The organism is Salinivibrio sp. ES.052 (genome assembly GCF_900141775.1).
In the GTDB taxonomy this organism is placed as follows: Bacteria; Pseudomonadota; Gammaproteobacteria; order Enterobacterales; family Vibrionaceae; genus Salinivibrio.
In genome coordinates this window covers 742,435-760,624 of the sequence record NZ_FSRI01000001.1, presented here as the reverse complement: position 1 = coordinate 760,624, position 18,190 = coordinate 742,435, and the positions used below count along the sequence as shown (strand labels likewise).

Genomic DNA, 18,190 nt, shown 5'->3' with positions numbered 1-18,190 from the left:
CACACCGCCCCGTTGAATAAGGGGCGACATCTAATCCCATGTATACTGGCACGAATTTCTTCGTTTGATTCAAGAAAACGTCAACCAAAGTTCTTGCACACACTTCACAAATTAGCCAGAGCTAACGTAACCATGACAACAAACCTATCCAAAAATTTGGTTTGACGCGTAGAATGCGTCGCCATGAATGGTGGCCGGGACAAAAACGTGGGGTATAAAGCAGTTCGATTGACCGAACTTATGGCGTATGAGTTTAGTCAGGTAGAGGGCGATATCAGCACGCTAAACGAGCGTGACGTCAGCAGTATCATCCCTGATGGCGTGAGCTTTTCTCAATTTAAGGAAAAGCTTGATAGCGGTGAGTCTGTATTATTGACCGATGCGCCGAAGCGACCAGCGATGGTGCATGACAGCGTTAACAAGATATGGTCCGTTGCGCCTAGCGCTAACACAACGCTTTCACCACAAGCCCAATCGGCTCTTTCTGCAAGAGCGAACCAATCTGGGAATGTTGCAGCGGGAGCGAGTGGATCGGGTAGCGCGAGTAACCGCTCGCAAGCTGCGACAACAAATATCGAAGAAACATATGAACCTGAGCCGGTTAAACCTGACCGCTCGAATGAGCCGCCAGCGCGCAAATACGAATACTGTTTCGAAATCGCCAGCTCAGACAAAACATTCCGTAAAACGGTAGGTTGCGCTTTCCTATTAGCCAAAACACAACAAGAAGGTGTCATAGGTGATTGGCAGACCGCACCCACTGAGCATGGCACTAAGTACACCACATATAGTGCATTTGATGAGCCCAAAAAGCTTGTTGCCAAAATAGCATCAGCGTCAATGGGTATCAGCGTGCCTGAGACCGTGCAGGTCAAGCCGATTGGTTCAGGTATCATCCGAGAATCCTTCATTCCGGTGACACCATCTATTCAGTTAGGTGAACGACTCGGTCTACCGACCGAAGGATATTATTACCACTTCAACCAAAAGCGCCTTGTTCAAGAATATAAGCTGTTAGGCAATGGCAAGTGGCAGTTTTATGTCACGCGTTCTACCCATGAAAAACTCAATCATGACCAAGGCCTTAACAAGCACCAGAGTGCTATTTTGGTTTATTGGAAATTGGGTGGAAAAAACGTCGAGGACCAACACCTCGTCTATCTCAAAGAAGCAATTACTCGTGAAAAGCTCGATAATTTAGATGATGAATGGCTAGCAGAAAACGGCGTAAAGCTATCTATCAGCGATTTACTCGCCGCCCCTAAGCAAGCCGTTGCTGATCGAGACAACTCACCGGCAGATGCGGATAGCGACAAAACTGGTGACTCAGCGCAACCATTAACCCATACCGTAAAGTTTGATCCGACTACCCGCCAACGTGAATCATGGCCTGCTATTGCCGAACAATATGGCTTGTCCGCTAAGCAGCTGTTGGAATTGAACCCACATTATGACGCTGAACCGATGTCATTGGCGGTAGGTGATTTGCTAACTGTGAAGGGTTCGCAACCACAAGAGATTGAAAAGAAATCTATTTATGAGCTACCACCTGAGAGCCCTAAGCCATTTAATCATCCTCTGAACACTTACTATGACTATACAGAGCGCTGTTTAGTTGATACTTCAACAGTCGCTATTAATCATAAAAAATTAGTCCAAAAAGAGGTGACCGTTGTTAATATCAAAAAGGTATCTGATGTTGCAACTGAATTTGAGCTTGGCTTCACTCAAGTAGAAAAAACTCAGCCTCTCGACGACTATTGGCAAAACCTTTTTTCCTCAGATACAAGTGACGACACCCAGAAGCTTTTGACGAAATACAATACACATTTGAACAATCCTGTCCGTCAAGGGGAAATTGTAGTCGTACTAACCAAAGAGCCATCCACTGAAGCACAGAGAAGTAAGCTGTCGGCTCTTATTGAAGAAGCAACAGCAGCAAGTACAGAGTTAGCAAAATTAACTGAAGAGCAAGTTTCCACCGTTAATCGTCACTTTGAATTGCTAGATTTTTATGCTGACGAAGCCATGAAAAAAGTAGGCAAAGATGGCTTACCAAGTGATTTATATGCTTATGCTTCCATGGGAGTTGGTGCTGTAGCTGTAGGAATTGAGCAACATTTAAAAAATATCAATAACATACTTTTGGAAATTAACCACCTCTACGTCTCTCAGGTGGCGATGGCGAGCCGTGTTGGTGGTATTAACTATGGTTCTTTTGTCGCTGAGCGAGCCTCACTATTTCAAAAACTAGATGGAAGCTTTGCTGCATTATCTCGACGTAGCGTTAAAATCCCTGTCTATACACAAATTAAGCGCAATCTCAAACTATCCACGCGCTCTGTCGTTCATCATGCCGATGAGATTATCGCAAAAGGCATCGTACCTAATTTAGGTAAACGTATGGCAAATGTCGCAGTCGGTATTGGAGCTTCCCGTGGCGTCGGCTATGTGGGGCTGTTGCTTGGTGGCGCAAGTGGCGTGAAGAATATTTATGACGCCTGCTCCGTCGATGGATCAGGGGAATGTGGCAAAGTCACTACTCGTGAAGTAGCCGGATTTTTTGGTGGAATTTACGGTGGAGGTTTCATGGGTAATGCTGCAGTCGGTGGGACACTATTAGCTTTAGGGGTTGTTGGTGTAACTTCTGCTCCGATCTTAGCGATTGCTTCAATAGGGGCTTTTGTTGCAGGTGGTGCTGTAGGTGGTATCGCTGGTTCTACTATAGGAAAGAATGTCGGTGATGTTATTTATATTGCTTATCAGTGGGGGCAAGAGCAGCTCGAAGACATTCAGGAAAGTTTTTGATGATTACTCTTAAATTAGTTTTAGCCTTATTGTCAATAGTCATATTTTGGTACTTTGTCATTTGGTGTGTAGTAGGTGCTATATCGGGAGCCGTATTGAGCTTAGGAGATCCTCAACGCATTGTTTTTATTGATAAACAGTTAGCAAAAGATGTCGATAAACTTCACTCTGATTATCAGAATATGATGTCTTATAATATCTTGACAAGATTCATGGTGTATTGCTTAAAGTACCCTTTTATACGTTATAGAGTGAAAGTTTATTCTTGGAAGTTTAATGCATTTATGTGGTTGAATTGCATTGGATTTTGGTTGTTTTTTTTAACATTATGTATAGCGCTTATAGCAAAATTATTGTAGCCCTAGGTTAATGAAAAATAGCCATGTAAATTCGGGTAGGTATAGCTTTAGCCGCCATTCCTGTAACATGAGGCTTATCGATAGCTTTGGTTGCAGAATATCCTTTATGAAAATGTTGTTGACCTTAAAGAATTGAGTAGTTAGTTTGTAGAGGATTGGCTTTGAATAACTTTTTTGAGCACGCTTATACTATTATTATAGGAATATTTGCTGCATATGTGATCATATGGTCTGTTCCTGCAGTAATTATGAGCGCAATGGTCTCGCTAGGAAGCATTGAAAGAATTGTTTTCATCGATAAGCAGTTAGCCAAGAATCTAGATAAATACTATGACGAAAAAGGCTATATGAGATGGAACTATCAAATGTCCTATTCTATTGGGACTAGATTATTTGGCTACTGGCTAGCCTACCCGTTCATAAGACATCGAGTGACAACTAAATCTAAAAAGTTTAGGTTGTTTATGTGGGTCAACTGCATCGGAATCTGGGGATGGTTTCTTGTTCCTAGCCTATCTCTTATAGTAAAAGCTATGATGTAATAGAGCTAGGATAAACACACCGCCCCGTTGAAGATGGGCGGTGTTTTTCTCTTTGGGAAAGCGAGCAGTGCGGCTTTGTATGTTACTCGTAGAGGTACCTTTCTTCCGGTTTGTCGGATGAGTAAGCGACCAATTCCCACTCAAAGCCGGCTTTATCATAGAAGTACATCCGCTTGCGGTGAGTCTCGTGCGCCATTGCCCCATTTGGCTGATACCCTTTTTCAAGCAAGCGTTCGCGGATGGTATCGATGTCATCAATGATCAGGCCAATATGGTTCACGCCTTGAGATTTATAGGTACTGCGTGGCTGTATGCTGGGCTCTGAACTTGGGTTGGGCTCTTGCAGTGCAAAGTAGCAGTGCTCATTGCCCACATGCACCCAACGATATCCTTTTGGCGACTGGGCATCTTGGCGAACTTTAAAATCGGGGACAGCCACCGCCAAAAACGCTAACGCCGCATCCATGTCTACCACAGTAATATTTACGTGTTCGATTGTTGTCATCATTCATTCCCTTTATCCGTGCTATCGAAAACTGAGCTTGGAAAGCTAAACATCGAGAGCTAGGATAAAACCTCAAGATAACTTGAGGTCAACGAACAAAAAAAAATCAGTGGTCTGGGGAAACATGTAAATCATGCTGCGGTATAGGTGTAGATCCAGTCGTCGTAACAAACACCGCCAATTGCAAAGGCATCAGGGTCAATACGGCTGAGTTGAAACCCTACCTTTTCTAACACGCGCGCCGAAGCAAGATTACCAGCGGTCACTGTCGCATTGATGATTCGCGCATCACCATGATGGATGGCAAAATCGGTGACAGCCTGCAAAGACTCAGTCCCATAACCACGCCCGTGATAAGGCGGCAACAGTAAATAGCCGACTTCCGCGACATCCTGCTCAAGCAAAAAGCCGGTGACGCCGATTGGCGTTTGTGTCGCCGTCTCTACGATTACCAAACACAACCAATGCTTGGCGTCCGGAGACCACGGCGTGAGTCGTTGCTCAAAACGGGTTTCAATCTCATCCAGTGGCATAGGATCAAAACATTGTGCAATGACGGCATTGTCTGTGTGTAGACGGTGGAACAACGGCCAGTCTGCTTTGATCATTGGCCGCATGCTCAGGCGTGGGGTTGTCAGCGGAAACATGCCCGTTTTCAGTGTTGTATTTGTCATGATGCCTCGCTCGGGGTACTGGCGACGTTGACTTTCGGTGCCGCAAAACCGCGAAATATATTATTTACAGAAAGTAACGCAAGCACGCCTACTACCACACCAAGGTGCCATGCTTCGCTAACGCCCAAACTCAATAGCGCCATACTCATCAACGCGGAAATAATCATCTGTCCACCACCGGAGAGCGCAGCGACGGTGCCGGCTTGGTTAGAGTAAGGTTGCATCACCTGCGACTGGGCGCACGGCAGCGCAATCCCGTTGCCAAACACCATAAAGAACTGCCCGATCATCAACAGTAAAGGATCCATCGGAGTGAGCCATAACCAAACCGCAGAGATGAGCTGCATCACCGGTGCCATCAGCAGCATGCGCTTGGTGCCCAAACGCGGACGAATGCGCGAAACTAGCGCGCTACCCAACAATAAGCCACAGGTCGGAATAAGCGCCCACAGCGCATATTGATCCGAGGTCATACCGATGCGCTCTTGCATTAAAAATGGCATCAGCGACACCGTGGTGATCACCAAGGTAAAATTCACCCAGCTAATACTGGCGAAATAGAGAAAATACGGTGTTTTTAGCAGTGCGCCATAACGGCCGAGGATCACCTTCACATTGGGCAACGGTGAACGAGTATGCATGCTTTCTTTAAACAGGAAAAACAGCACGCACCACACCAAGCTGGTGTACACCATCAGCAAAATAAAGATCGCCAGCCAGCCTAGATTGTGGTTAACGAACCCGCCAATAACGGGCGCCACAATCGGGGTCAACGACGCCACCATAATCAAATATGACATGGCTTGCGGCAGTTGATCTCCGGAATAAGAGTCACGGGTAAAGGCGCGGGAGAGCACGGCACAGCAACCGGTTCCCATTCCTTGGATGCAGCGGCCAATGACCAGGCCAATGAAGCTGGCGCTAAAACTCACCATCACGGTTAAGCCAATCAGTGAAAGCAACACACCGGCTAACAACACGCGGCGGCGACCAAGCGCATCTGAGATAGGCCCATAGATAAACTGTGATGGTCCAAAGCCGAGTAGATAGGCAGAGATCAGCAGTTGGACATCATCCATGCTGAGATTAAAGTCTCGGGCGATCCAGGGCAAAGACGGAAATACTAAGCCCATGCTGAATTGCCCAATGCTGACGGTCAGGCATGCCAGCAATACGGGCGACCAATTAAATGGGCGATTAGCCGATTGCATCCAGTTTCCTATGCGTTTTATTGATGTGGGGAGGTAGACGTCGCGATCCTAGCACATTGTGGATCACCGATAGATCATTATGGTAACAGTAATAACTGTATGAGTGGTAAACAAATAATGACGTTTGGCCATCGGCCAGCGTTGCACTGGCCGATTTCACTGGGTGACAACAGATTAGAATGCAGGCTCTATGGTGCCATTAAAGGTATCTTGCAAAAACTGACGCGTTTTGTCGGACTGGAATAACCTGATTAGTCGCTGATACGTCGGATTATCTTGATCGTCTTTGCGTGCGGCCACCACCATAACGGCGAGAGGCGCTTCTTTCGATTCCAAGAAAATGCCCTGCTCGCTCGGATCAAGCCCTGATGACATCACATAATTCATGGTGATCGCCGCGGCATCGACATCTTGCAAACTGCGGGGCAGTTGTGCCGCTTCTACTTCCACAAATTCGAGCTGTTTAGGGTTGGATTGAACATCTTGCAGCGTGGCTTTAAAGCCAACATTGTCAGCCAACGTAATCAATCCTGCGTCTTCCAGCAATAACAGCGCGCGACCGGCATTAGTGGGATCATTGGGGATCGCAATTTGTGCGCCATTCGCTAACGCCTCGACCTTGTCGACTTTGTCAGAGTAAATCCCCATCCGCATTAAAATAGAACGGCCAATCGATACCAGCTCGCTATCATGGTTTTGGTTGAAATTATCAAGAAACGGCTGATGCTGATAACTGTTTAAATCCAAGCTGCCATCCGCTAAGCCTGCATTAGGCGAAATGTAATCAGAGAACTCTACGACTTCAACATCAATCCCTTCTTCTTTCGCTTGTTCAGCCACCGATTCAACCACTTGCGCGTGGGGACCTACCGTTGCGCCAATTTTAATGGTTTCAGTTTGGTCGGAACACCCTGAGAGGAATACCGCCGCGAGAAGTATCGCGAGACTTGCGCTGAATTGTTTTATCTTCATTCCCTTTACCTTGCTAATTGGCCATTTAGACGTCCAGAGTGCCATAACGATTCTTAATGTCAATATGATTGGCGCAATATGGTCCTGGCTTGATCGCATCCATCGTCCTACGCGTAATGGAGGGCATGTTTAATCGATAAAAGGAGGCATGAATATGACCAAGCTGTTTCCTTTGCCCCTGTTTTTATTACCAGGTGGTAGAGCCAAACTGCGCATTTTTGAACCGCGTTATTTGCGCCTCGTCCGTGAGTGCTCAGCGAATCAAGAAGGATTTGTGCTGGCAATGATCCAGGGAAAGCGTCTTTACAAGTACGGCACCTTAGTCGACATCGTTGATTTCGAGACACTGTCCGACGGTTTATTGGGGATCACCATCGCCGGCCGTCAACGGGTGGAAATCTTATCAACTGAGCAAGCAGAAGATAGATTATGGATCGGTGAAACACGCGTCCTCAGTGACTGGCCACATGATGATTTTGTTGATCATCGTGAGCCGGAAAACAAAGGTCGCATCGCTTCGGGATTAGAGCATGTTTTTGCCGCTCACCCTGAACACGCTGAGCAATATGAGGCACCTCATTTCGAAGATTTAACCTGGAGCTGTCAGCGCTGGCTCGAGATTTTGCCGCTTTCTAATGCGCAAAAACAATGGTTTATTGCTCAAGAGTCAGCAGAAGAAGCAAAGCAATTTATCAGCCAGTTGCTTGAACAAGAAATGGAGTGATCCAATTGCTTTGCTCCGCGTACTGGGTATGAAATGGACGGCTAAGACAGATAGGACTCAACTATGACTGCGCCACAAACCATGTATACTGAGACCACTATTTCCAGACGGGATACGCGTGCCAGCATGACTGACGTGACGAAAGAAGAGTTGTCAGGGTTATTACTAAAAGTTGCTGAAGAGCGTGATCGTGCGGCTTTTGAACGTTTGTTTCGGTTCTTTGGACCCAAAATTCGTTCTTATGGGTCAAAACACCTAAGAGCTGACGGTCAAGCGATGGAGTTAGTCCAAGAAACCATGTTGGTTATCTGGCGCAAAGCACATTTGTATAATGCTGAAAAGGGTGCGGCGACCACTTGGGTGTTTACCATCATGCGTAATATCAGTTTTGATATGTTGCGTAAGGTTCAGTCGAATCGTGAAGACAACTTTAGTGATGATATATGGCCAGTTCTTGAATCAGGGCAACAAGATAATGATGTTGATCCCGGCGCTCAGTACATGATGGATCAGGAATTGTTAACGTTCATTGACGAATTACCGGAAGTACAGCAGCAGGTAGTAAGAGGTGTTTATCTCAAGCAACTGACTCACCAAGAGCTGTCCGAACAGTTGAACGTGCCACTTGGCACCGTAAAATCCCGATTGCGCTTAGGTTTAGAAAAGCTTCGCAATCACCTGGAGGTTAAACAATGATTAAATATCACCCATCGACCGATTTACTTGATGCGTTTGCTGCAGGCGAACTGCCTACCTCGATGGCGATTGCGTTGTCAGCTCATGTCGAGCTCTGCCAGGAATGCCAAGTCTATGTTGCCGTTGCGGAAGATAAATTAGCCGCGAATGCGTTTAATGATGACGCAGTGCCCTCAGAGTGGAATGAGGATGCTGAGCACGAGATGCTTGCTGCGATCTTTGCAGATACCGCAGCTAACGATAATAAAGTGATGACGCAAAGTGAGCCACGGTCATCTCAGATCACCGTGGGTGACAAAACCTACGCACTACCTCGTGCATTGCAACGTTTTGGAACATCGACTTGGGCGTCCTTCGGTAAAGTGCAAAGAGCACGGCTGAACCTTGACGAGGGAGCAACACGAGCAAGCTTCCTTCATATCGATGAAGGCGGGTCAGTGCCCGCTCATACCCACAAAGGCTATGAATTAACATTGTTGTTGGATGGAACGTTTGAAGACGAAAGTGGCCGGTACGTACCCGGTGACTTTATCTTGTTAGACAACCGACACCATCATACTCCACAGACAAAAGAAGGTTGTCTGTGCTATACGGTGGCCAACGCCCCCCTTTATTTCACGAAAGGTATGAGCAAATTGCTAAATACCGTGGGACATGCGATTTATTAAAGGTTTCTGTGTTAGTTGTTATCCTTCTGGCGGCTGCGAAGCCGCCTTTTTTTATGCTATAGAGGCAAAGGAATGCGTGCATTTACTCGGCTATGTCCCCCGTTATCGCCATTAATCTCGTCGCGATAACAGAATAATTACACCTGGTAAACCTTTACTTAATGACAACTCTCCGGCTCAGTCCTACATAACTAGTGCAAAGTAGTAATTATCCCTTTACAGAGGGTGAATCAAACTGGTTTAATTCGTCACTTCTAACGATTCATTAACAGCCATTGATAATAAACACAGTGAAGTGAGAATCACATGAGTCAAACACAACTCGCCAGTGTCAGCCGAGGCAACTCGTTGGTACTTCAAATCCTCATCGGTATCCTTGCCGGTGGCGTTTTAGCCTATCTATCACCCGAACTGGCCGGTACCGCCGGATTGCTCGGGCAACTGTTCGTCAGCGCTTTGAAAGCAGTCGCACCCATTTTGGTTTTCGTTTTAGTTGCTGCTTCCATCGCTAACCAGAAACAAGGCCAGCGTGCGAATATGCGCCCAATCATCGGCCTCTATCTTATCGGTACGCTCGCAGCGTCGCTGACGGCGGTAACGATGAGCTTTTTATTCCCAACCACGCTAGAGTTTGCAGCTACTGATGCTAGCATTACACCGCCAGAAGGGATCAGCCAAGTATTAAGCACCCTACTTTTCAACATTGTAGATAACCCCGTAAATGCATTGATGAACGGGAACTATATTGGCATCTTAGCTTGGGCTATCGGCTTGGGAATTGCCCTGCATCATGCCTCTAACGAGACAAAACGTGTCTTCTCGGATGTGTCCGAGGGGGTATCGATGATCGTGCGCTTTGTGATCCGTTTTGCTCCTTTAGGTATTTTTGGCTTAGTGGCAAGCACGTTAGCTAAAAGTGGCTTTGATGCCCTCATGGGGTATTTGCACCTACTTGGGGTACTACTCGGCAGCATGGCAACCATCGCTTTAGTCGTGAATCCGTTGATCGTTTTTTACAAAACGCGTCAAAATCCATACCCTCTTGTTTTCCGCTGCCTGCGTGAAAGTGGCTTAACCGCCTTCTTTACCCGTAGTTCAGCAGCTAACATCCCGGTGAATATGCAACTGTGCCGTCGCCTCGATCTTGATGAAGACACCTATTCGGTTTCTATTCCACTTGGTGCAACCATTAATATGGGTGGTGCAGCTATCACGATTACGGTTTTAACCCTGGCGGCTGTTCACACACTTGGGATCCAAGTCGATATTGCAACGGCAATCCTATTGAGTATTGTTGCCGCTGTATCTGCTTGTGGTGCATCAGGGGTGGCCGGTGGTTCACTGCTGTTGATCCCTCTAGCTTGTAACTTGTTTGGTATCCCACAAGAGATTGCTATGCAAGTGGTTGGGATTGGCTTCACCATCGGCGTCTTACAAGATTCAGCCGAAACGGGGCTAAACAGCTCAACAGACGTCGTCTTCACCGCAGCAGCATGCTTAGGTGAAGAGCGCAAAAGCAATTAAGCCGCGACCTCTAAACAAAAAAAAGCAGGTGGATATCCACCTGCTTTTTGTTTTACTGTCTTCGTCACTTCAAGCGCTTCTAATACACTCCGTTAGCGACTAGCCTTCCAGTACTTTCATTAATAAATTACCGTCATACATCGCTTGCTTCACCATCGCCGCCCCTGGCATAGTCGCTTGCGTATAAAAATAGCTTTCTTCCAGAGTTAAATGCTGACTATACAAAGGAATAGTTTGCGTTTTTAAACACTCCATCATCGCAGGGTAAAGCACAGGTTTAGCGCGATTAAACTCACCACCAAACAATATTTTTTCTGGATTAAATAAATTCACCACGATAGCAATCGCTGTCCCCAAGTGATGGCCAAGCTCAGTGATCACTTGATGTGCCAATCCATCGCCTGCTACAGCAGCGTCACAAATTCCTTCGATGGTTAACGGTTTGCCATGCAGCTGACTCGGGTGGCCCTCGTTGAGCAGCGTCTGAACCTGTTCATACACGGCAGACAGGCTTGCTACCGTTTCAAGGCAGCCATAATTTCCGCAAAAGCAGCGTTTACCGAAAGGCTTAATTTGGATGTGCCCTAGCTCGCCCACATTGCCAACGCGTCCTTGAAGAACTTTGCCCTCCAGCATGATCCCTGCCCCTACACCATTATGAACAGCAACCAACACCGCGCTATCCACTTCCTTTGCGTTACCAAACAACTTTTCGGCCAGTGCCCATGAACGCGTATCATTGCCAACAAACACCGGCAGCCCTGTCTCACGATGTAACACCGGCCCCAAAGGCATATGGTCAACATCAAAGTGTGGCATTTGGATCACTGTGCCTTGGGCACTGTTGACCAAGCCAGGCAAAGACACCGCGATGCTGGTGACTCGGTCAACGGTCTCTTGGTGACGAGAAAAGAAGGATTTCACGTATTCAACGACCGTTGTCAGGAGCGCATCTTGTGCCATCACCGTTAATTCATGTCGCTCTTGAATCAATATGTCACTGCTTAATGAGTGCAATGCCATCGTGAGATAACCCCGCCCGAGACGCATGGATAAAAACTGCCACCCCTCGTTATCGAGCACCAAACCAACAGCCGGGCGACCACGCATACTGGTACCCTGAATATGGGTCTCTTTAACAAGGTGGGCGTCCATCAGTTCGCGCACAATTTTGGTAATACTGGCCGGTGCCAGTTGGCTACGTTTCGAGAGCTCGATCCGCGAAATAGGCTCGAAGCGGTCGATTAAGTTATAAATCGTCCCCGCGTTCTTGCGCTTTATATGATCGATATGTCCCGGTTGCCCAATAATCATGCCCTTTCCCACTGCTGCTTGGCTATGGCGATAAAACCTGTCACCGCCTATCTACATGAATTTTTTTACTTCGCGAACTAATTGTGAAGTCATTCGCTGCTAGCACGTGATGTCGGTCACTTTATATGAATGAAATCGCGTACAAACTCACAAAACCCGCTTAAACGGTAACGCTGTGTAACACCTAATCACGAGGTAAAAAACAAGACCTCTGTCGTATTCGTTGGCATAATGGCCGGCTCATTACCTATCGCTGCAAATCACCATGTACCGAGTCAACGAAATATTTGAAACGATTCAGGGCGAAGGCACTTTCACAGGCGTGCCCTCTGTGTTCATTCGCTTACAAGGATGCCCGGTCGGCTGCGCCTGGTGCGATACCAAGCAAACCTGGGAAACTGATGATAACGATCAAAAAGATAAGATTTTTATTATCGATAAGTCTGAAGACTCCCCCGCTTGGTGTTGGCTGGATGAAGACGCCATCACTACCGAGATTATGAGCCGATATCACGCGCGTCATATTGTCATTACAGGCGGAGAGCCTTGTATTTATGACTTGCGGCCGCTCACCACGACTCTAGAAAACGTAGGTTGTCAATGCCAGATAGAAACCAGCGGTACCTATCCGGTACATACCTCTGTAAATACCTGGGTCACTGTTTCCCCTAAAATTAATATGCGCGGTAAGCTGCCAGTGCTAGTAGAGGCGATGGCGCGGGCCGATGAAGTGAAACATCCGGTAGGAACAGAAAAAGATATTGACCAACTGGATGCTTTGCTGGCGGCTTGTCCTCCCTCAAACGCAACGACGATCGCACTGCAACCGGTGAGTCAAAAAGCACGTGCGACCCAGTTATGCATTGAGACCTGTATTACTCGTGGATGGCGGCTCTCGATACAAACCCATAAATATCTTTCGATTGCCTAAGAGCCGTAGGAAGGACTATGCATTGCGCCGAGCTCATCTCGGCGCATTCGGTCGCGATAATTGACAGCTATTCGCCATTGCCGTAATACGTACAACCCGCTGTGCATGTTTCTTTCACCATCACTTTACTCAGCAAAGGTAATTCCGGCTTAACCTGTTGCCAAATCCACTGTGCAAGCACTTCGCTAGTCGGGTTCTCCAGCCCCTCAATGTCATTAAGGTAATAGTGGTCAAGGCGATGATAAATTGGCTTGAACGCCGCTTTAATTTCGGCAAAATCAACGACCCATCCGGTATGCGGATCGACCTCGCCTTCTACGTATAAACGCACTGTAAATGAATGCCCATGCAAACGACCACATTTATGCCCTTCTGGAACATTCGGTAGGTGGTGTGCCGCTTCAAAGGTAAACTCTTTAAACAACTCAGTGGTCATTTTGCTCTATTCCAACAACAACAAGAGGCCGCATGCTACTTAAATTCATCTGTCGACTCAATCGCATTCATTGTGTTGAGCACACGGTTTATCTCCTCCTCCCCAAATTGGGCTGCCACACTGTAGTGTGTCTCATTAATAAGATGATTTACGTCGATGAAATCACACATTTTATATGGGGATTCACGCACTGCCGCACTCTGGGTTTAACATAGTGGCTACAGACTATAATTGACAATCCTATAACTTAATAACAAATGGTTGACTCATGCGCATGACTCTTGCGAGCAAAATTCTTCTTGCTCTTTTCCTTGTTTTCGCTCTCGTGCTCGCCACATCGCTGGCATACCAGTCGCATCAACAAAAAGCTTTAATGACCTCTATCGTCAGTGAACAAACACTGGATAAGGCATCTAACTATTTTGACAGCCTCAACATGCTGATGCTCACTGGGACCATCAGCCAACGCAATACGTTGCGAGAAAAAATGCTTTCACACAAAGGCATTGATGAGGCCCGCGTGATCCGAGGTGACGCGATCACCCGTTTTTTTGGTCCAGGTAACCCAGAACAATCACCACAAGACAATATCGACCAGCGCGCTTTAAAGGGTGAAACCATTGTCGAAACCTTTGATACTGACGCAGGAGAAGGCTTAGTGGTTGCACTGCCGATGAAAGCGAGCAGTGATTATCGCGGTACTAATTGCCTGCAGTGCCATGTGGCCGAAGAAGGCACGGTGCTCGGCGTGATCCGTCTTGAATACGATCTTGAGCCACTGTATGGCACCATTGATAAAGAAATGCTTATCACCGCTGGGATCATGGGAAGCATTGCCGTGATTGGCTTTTTGATCTCATTAACAGTCATCCGCCGTTGGGTTGTATCTCCACTCAAACGCGTATCTGCTTTTATGAAGCGCACCAGTCATGACAAGAACCTCGCTGAGCGCCTTAATAATACGCGCGACGATGAAATCGGTGAACTGTGTGATAGCTGTGATCAGTTGCTCGATAACTTTTCGGCTAGCTTACAACAAGTTCAGCGCACCTCTGAGACGCTTTCTTCTGAAGCAATGAACTTGATCCGTGTTTCTAGCCATACCGACCAATTGGCAGATAGCCAGCGCCACGAAACCAATGATATGTCATCTGCGATCGATAATGTCCAACAGCACCAACATGATATCCAAAACCGAACGCAAGAGGCCGCTCAACTCAGTGAATCCGCCGCAAATAGCGCCAATCAAGGTAGCGACTTAGCCAACGTCGCCGCCAATGATATTCGCAAGTTGGTGGAAGATATTGGTCAAGTACGTACCCAAATTTTGGATGTTAACCAACAAAGCCAACAAGTCACCACCATCCTCAGCGTGATCCGTGAAATCGCGGAACAAACTAACTTACTCGCCCTTAACGCTGCGATTGAGGCCGCCCGAGCCGGAGAGCAAGGGCGTGGTTTTGCCGTGGTCGCGGAAGAGGTGCGTAACCTGGCTAGCCGCAGTCATGATGCAACAGGCGAGATTCAAACCATTATTGAAAATTTGTGCTCTGGCAGTGAAGCCTCTGCACAAGCCGTTGAAGCGACTAGTAAAAGCGCAAACCAACGAGGGGAAACCGTCATGGCACTTTCCGAAGCGCTAGGTCATATTGCTGAACAGGTGACGACAGTCAACAATAACGCTGACGATATTAGCCAGCAAAGCGATCACCAAGCCACCATGACAGATGCGCTACTCTCGCAGGTCGGTCGTATTCAAAGCCACGCGAATGATACGGCCACCAATGCCAACGAAGTGAAGGCGATCAGTGCTAATCTCGAGCAGCTGGTTGAGCAACTAGAAGGATTAATTGGCCAATTTCAGCTCTCAGACTCGCTCAAGCCTTGAAGCTATACAGGATACAGGTAAACTTGCTAGCCTAATGTGTAAAATCATTGATGCGGTCATACCCAGTTGGCCGTATTACCCTAAACGGAGATAGAAGCGAATTATGACATACGCGCCTGTAGTAGACGTCCTGCGCGGCAAGGCGGCAGTCGACACTGAAGTGACTGTGCGTGGATGGGTCCGGTCACGCCGAGATTCCAAAGCCGGTATTTCTTTTCTTGCCATCTATGATGGCTCTTGTTTTGACCCCATTCAGGCCGTGGTCCCTAATGAGCTGGACAATTATCAGCAAGACGTTCTTCGTCTTACTGCAGGCTGTTCTGTCGAAGTGACAGGCAAGGTCGTAGAATCTCCAGGGAAAGGCCAAGCGTATGAGCTTCAGGCTACCGCGGTGAAAGTGGTGGGTTGGGTCGATGATCCAGATACTTACCCCATGGCCAAAACCCGCCATTCCATCGAGTACTTGCGTGAAGTGGCTCACCTGCGCCCTCGCTCTAACGTCATTGGCGCCGTTGCACGTGTACGACACACCTTATCACAAGCCATCCATCGCTTTTTCCACGAGCAAGGCTATTACTGGATGTCGGCGCCACTGATCACCGCGTCTGATTGCGAAGGTGCCGGTGAAATGTTCCGTGTCTCGACCTTAGACATGGCAAACGTGCCAAAAACCGAGCAAGGCGATGTCGACTATGACCAAGACTTTTTCGGCAAAGAAGCGTTTTTGACCGTCTCCGGTCAGTTGAACGCGGAGACGTATGCCTGCGCACTAAGCAAAGTATATACCTTTGGCCCCACCTTCCGCGCCGAAAACTCCAACACCAGCCGTCACTTGGCTGAATTTTGGATGGTGGAACCGGAAGTGGCCTTTGCCGATCTGGATGATTCTGCTGAACTCGCAGAAGCAATGCTCAAATATGTCTTTAAAGCCGTTCTTGACGAACGCAAAGATGACATGCAGTTCTTTGAACAACGGATCAACAAGGACGTACTCACGCGTTTGGAAAAATTCGTGAGCGCAGACTTTGCCCAAGTGGACTACACCGATGCAGTCACTATTCTGCAAAATAGCGGCCAAACGTTTGAGTTCCCGGTTGAATGGGGTATCGACTTAGCCTCTGAGCACGAGCGTTACCTAGCGGAAGAGCATTTCAACGCCCCGGTTGTCGTTAAAAACTATCCAAAAGATATCAAAGCGTTTTATATGCGTATGAACGATGACGGTAAGACCGTTGCTGCGATGGACGTACTCGCACCGGGTATCGGCGAAATCATCGGTGGCTCTCAGCGTGAAGAGCGCCTTGATGTACTTGATCAACGCCTCGAAGAAATGGGTCTAGAGAAAGATGATTTCTGGTGGTATCGCGACCTTCGTCGCTACGGCACAGTCCCACACTCTGGCTTCGGTCTTGGCTTCGAGCGTTTAGTCTCTTATGTGACTGGCATGAGCAATATCCGTGACGTGATCCCATTCCCACGTTCGCCACGTAACGCAAGCTTCTAAGAAAAAGAATTCAAAGGCTGCATATACGCAGCCTTTTTCTTGCCTGTTGGCACGTAAAACGGGTCACTCAGGCTCGGCTGGTACGTTTGGTACTCAGTTTCTATTCTTGAAAACAAGTGGTATAACGATCCCAGCCTGACTTTCATTCATCATAACCATGGACGACACCAATGTTTGAGAATATCTCTGCCGCTCCCGCTGATCCTATCCTAGGACTGACTGAAGAATATAAAGCTGACCCACGTGAAGACAAAATCAATCTCGGGGTGGGCGTCTACAAAAACGAGCACGGTGAGACACCGGTACTCCCTTCCGTCAAAAAAGCCGAAGCACTACTTCTCGACAGAGAAAGCACCAAATCCTATTTAAGCATTCCTGGCACGGCCGAATATGGCCTCGCGGTGCAACAATTGCTGTTCGGTGAGCAAGCCGACGTTATCAACGACAAACGCGCGCAAACCGCGCACTCACCAGGTGGCACCGGCGCCCTTCGCTTAGCGGGTGAGTTTATTAAACGTCACCTTGGCGAGGTGACGGTGTGGATCAGCAATCCAACCTGGGCAAACCACAAAGGCGTATTTACAGCCGCTGGCCTTTCTTTAGCCGAGTACAGCTATTACGATGCGGCTAAAAATGATAAAGACTTTTCGGCGATGGTGGCAGACCTAGAGAAAGCCAGCGCTGGTGATGTCGTGCTGCTCCACGGCTGCTGCCATAACCCTACTGGCATCGACCCTACCGAGCAAGAGTGGCAAGCGCTCGCTGAGCTATGTCAGCGCAAAGGCCTATTGCCAATGTTCGACTTTGCCTACCAAGGGTTTGCCACCGGTGTCGAAGAAGATGCCGCCGGCTTACGTATTTTTACCAAGGTATGTCCCGAGCTGCTTATCGCAAGCTCGTTCTCAAAAAACTTTGGCTTGTATAACGAACGGGTTGGTGCATTCACGCTAGTTGGTCGTAACCAAGAAGAAGCAACCAAGGCCTTTAGTCAGGTTAAAACCATCGCACGTGTTATTTACTCTAACCCACCTGCACACGGTGCGGCGGTAGTGACCACGATCCTTAACGATCCGACACTGAAAGCTGAGTGGTTGCAGGAACTTGCTGATATGCGTGACCGCATCAAAACCATGCGTACTGAGTTTGTCAAAACACTGAAAGAACAAGGCGTCTCACGTGATTTCAGCTTCATTGAACAGCAAAACGGTATGTTCTCCTTCTCGGGACTGAATAAAGAACAAGTGAATGCATTAAAAGCAGAGTACGGCGTGTATATCGTCGGCTCTGGTCGCCTCAATGTGGCGGGTATGACGCACACCAATATGTTGCCACTTTGCACTGCGATCGCAAAGGTTTTAGACTAAGCGTCGCTGTCTTAAAAATGAAACAAAGGGCCGCAAGGCCCTTTTTTTGTTGAAAATTTTCATAACTAAA

General features: G+C 47.6%; 16 protein-coding genes. 10 read left to right on the top strand and 6 right to left on the bottom strand.

Translation table 11 applies throughout. From position 1 onward, the window contains the following. The first annotated feature begins 207 nt into the window (after positions 1–207). Positions 208–2,808 (top strand): hypothetical protein, encoded by a 2,601-nt coding sequence (locus tag BUQ98_RS03575; RefSeq protein WP_371515104.1) that lies wholly within the window; start codon positions 208–210, stop codon positions 2,806–2,808. A gap of 550 nt (positions 2,809–3,358) precedes the next feature. Further along, positions 3,359–3,709, top strand: coding sequence for a hypothetical protein (locus BUQ98_RS17125; RefSeq protein WP_254813908.1), 351 nt, complete (start codon positions 3,359–3,361; stop codon positions 3,707–3,709). Between the two features lie 82 nt (positions 3,710–3,791). Here the strand turns inward: BUQ98_RS17125 and BUQ98_RS03560 are convergent, their stop codons facing one another. From BUQ98_RS03560 to BUQ98_RS03545, 4 genes are all read right to left on the bottom strand, one after another. Continuing rightward, positions 3,792–4,214 carry a VOC family protein gene (locus tag BUQ98_RS03560; protein WP_074212523.1) on the bottom strand — a complete coding sequence of 141 codons (423 nt, stop codon included), beginning with the start codon at positions 4,212–4,214 and terminating at the stop codon, positions 3,792–3,794. Positions 4,215–4,345: 131 nt separating this feature from the next. Further along, positions 4,346–4,888 carry a GNAT family N-acetyltransferase gene (locus BUQ98_RS03555; protein ID WP_254813869.1) on the bottom strand — a complete coding sequence of 181 codons (543 nt, stop codon included), beginning with the start codon at positions 4,886–4,888 and terminating at the stop codon, positions 4,346–4,348. Then, positions 4,885–6,099, bottom strand: coding sequence for a multidrug effflux MFS transporter (locus BUQ98_RS03550; protein ID WP_074212522.1), 1,215 nt, complete (start codon positions 6,097–6,099; stop codon positions 4,885–4,887). Before BUQ98_RS03550 ends, BUQ98_RS03555 begins: the two co-directional genes overlap by 4 nt. A gap of 174 nt (positions 6,100–6,273) precedes the next feature. Beyond that, positions 6,274–7,071: a MetQ/NlpA family ABC transporter substrate-binding protein gene (locus BUQ98_RS03545; RefSeq protein ID WP_074212521.1), complete on the bottom strand. Its 798-nt coding sequence runs from the start codon at positions 7,069–7,071 to the stop codon at positions 6,274–6,276. Between the two features lie 154 nt (positions 7,072–7,225). Between BUQ98_RS03545 and BUQ98_RS03540 the strand changes: the two genes are divergently transcribed. From BUQ98_RS03540 to sstT, 4 genes are all read left to right on the top strand, one after another. Next, a complete protein-coding gene (locus BUQ98_RS03540) occupies positions 7,226–7,795 on the top strand; it encodes an LON peptidase substrate-binding domain-containing protein (protein ID WP_074212520.1) in 570 nt (189 codons plus the stop codon). Positions 7,796–7,921: 126 nt separating this feature from the next. Then, a complete protein-coding gene (locus BUQ98_RS03535) occupies positions 7,922–8,491 on the top strand; it encodes a sigma-70 family RNA polymerase sigma factor (RefSeq protein WP_139294705.1) in 570 nt (189 codons plus the stop codon). Further along, positions 8,488–9,159, top strand: a complete 672-nt coding sequence (locus tag BUQ98_RS03530; RefSeq protein ID WP_074212518.1) for a ChrR family anti-sigma-E factor — start codon at positions 8,488–8,490, stop codon at positions 9,157–9,159. The genes BUQ98_RS03535 and BUQ98_RS03530 overlap by 4 nt, the downstream gene beginning before the upstream one ends. A gap of 306 nt (positions 9,160–9,465) precedes the next feature. Further along, entirely contained in the window at positions 9,466–10,683 is a 1,218-nt protein-coding gene (gene sstT, locus BUQ98_RS03525) for a serine/threonine transporter SstT (protein ID WP_074212517.1), read from the top strand. 99 nt (positions 10,684–10,782) lie between these two features. Here the strand turns inward: sstT and BUQ98_RS03520 are convergent, their stop codons facing one another. Then, on the bottom strand, positions 10,783–11,997 hold the full coding sequence (locus BUQ98_RS03520) for a sugar metabolism global transcriptional regulator Mlc (RefSeq protein ID WP_074212516.1): 1,215 nt from the start codon (positions 11,995–11,997) through the stop codon (positions 10,783–10,785). Between the two features lie 265 nt (positions 11,998–12,262). Between BUQ98_RS03520 and queE the strand changes: the two genes are divergently transcribed. Then, positions 12,263–12,928, top strand: coding sequence for a 7-carboxy-7-deazaguanine synthase QueE (queE, locus tag BUQ98_RS03515; RefSeq protein ID WP_074212515.1), 666 nt, complete (start codon positions 12,263–12,265; stop codon positions 12,926–12,928). A gap of 67 nt (positions 12,929–12,995) precedes the next feature. On the opposite strand, the gene queD is transcribed toward queE, so the two are convergent. Beyond that, on the bottom strand, positions 12,996–13,364 hold the full coding sequence (gene queD / locus BUQ98_RS03510; RefSeq protein WP_074212514.1) for a 6-carboxytetrahydropterin synthase QueD: 369 nt from the start codon (positions 13,362–13,364) through the stop codon (positions 12,996–12,998). Between the two features lie 268 nt (positions 13,365–13,632). On the opposite strand from queD, the gene BUQ98_RS03505 reads away from it, so the two are divergent. The 3 genes from BUQ98_RS03505 (at position 13,633) to BUQ98_RS03495 (ending at position 18,120) form a co-directional block, all read left to right on the top strand. Beyond that, entirely contained in the window at positions 13,633–15,252 is a 1,620-nt protein-coding gene (locus tag BUQ98_RS03505; protein WP_074212513.1) for a methyl-accepting chemotaxis protein, read from the top strand. 103 nt (positions 15,253–15,355) lie between these two features. Further along, positions 15,356–16,756, top strand: a complete 1,401-nt coding sequence (gene asnS, locus BUQ98_RS03500) for an asparagine--tRNA ligase (protein WP_074212512.1) — start codon at positions 15,356–15,358, stop codon at positions 16,754–16,756. Between the two features lie 170 nt (positions 16,757–16,926). After that, entirely contained in the window at positions 16,927–18,120 is a 1,194-nt protein-coding gene (locus tag BUQ98_RS03495) for an amino acid aminotransferase (protein ID WP_074212511.1), read from the top strand. Positions 18,121–18,190: the final 70 nt, after the last annotated feature.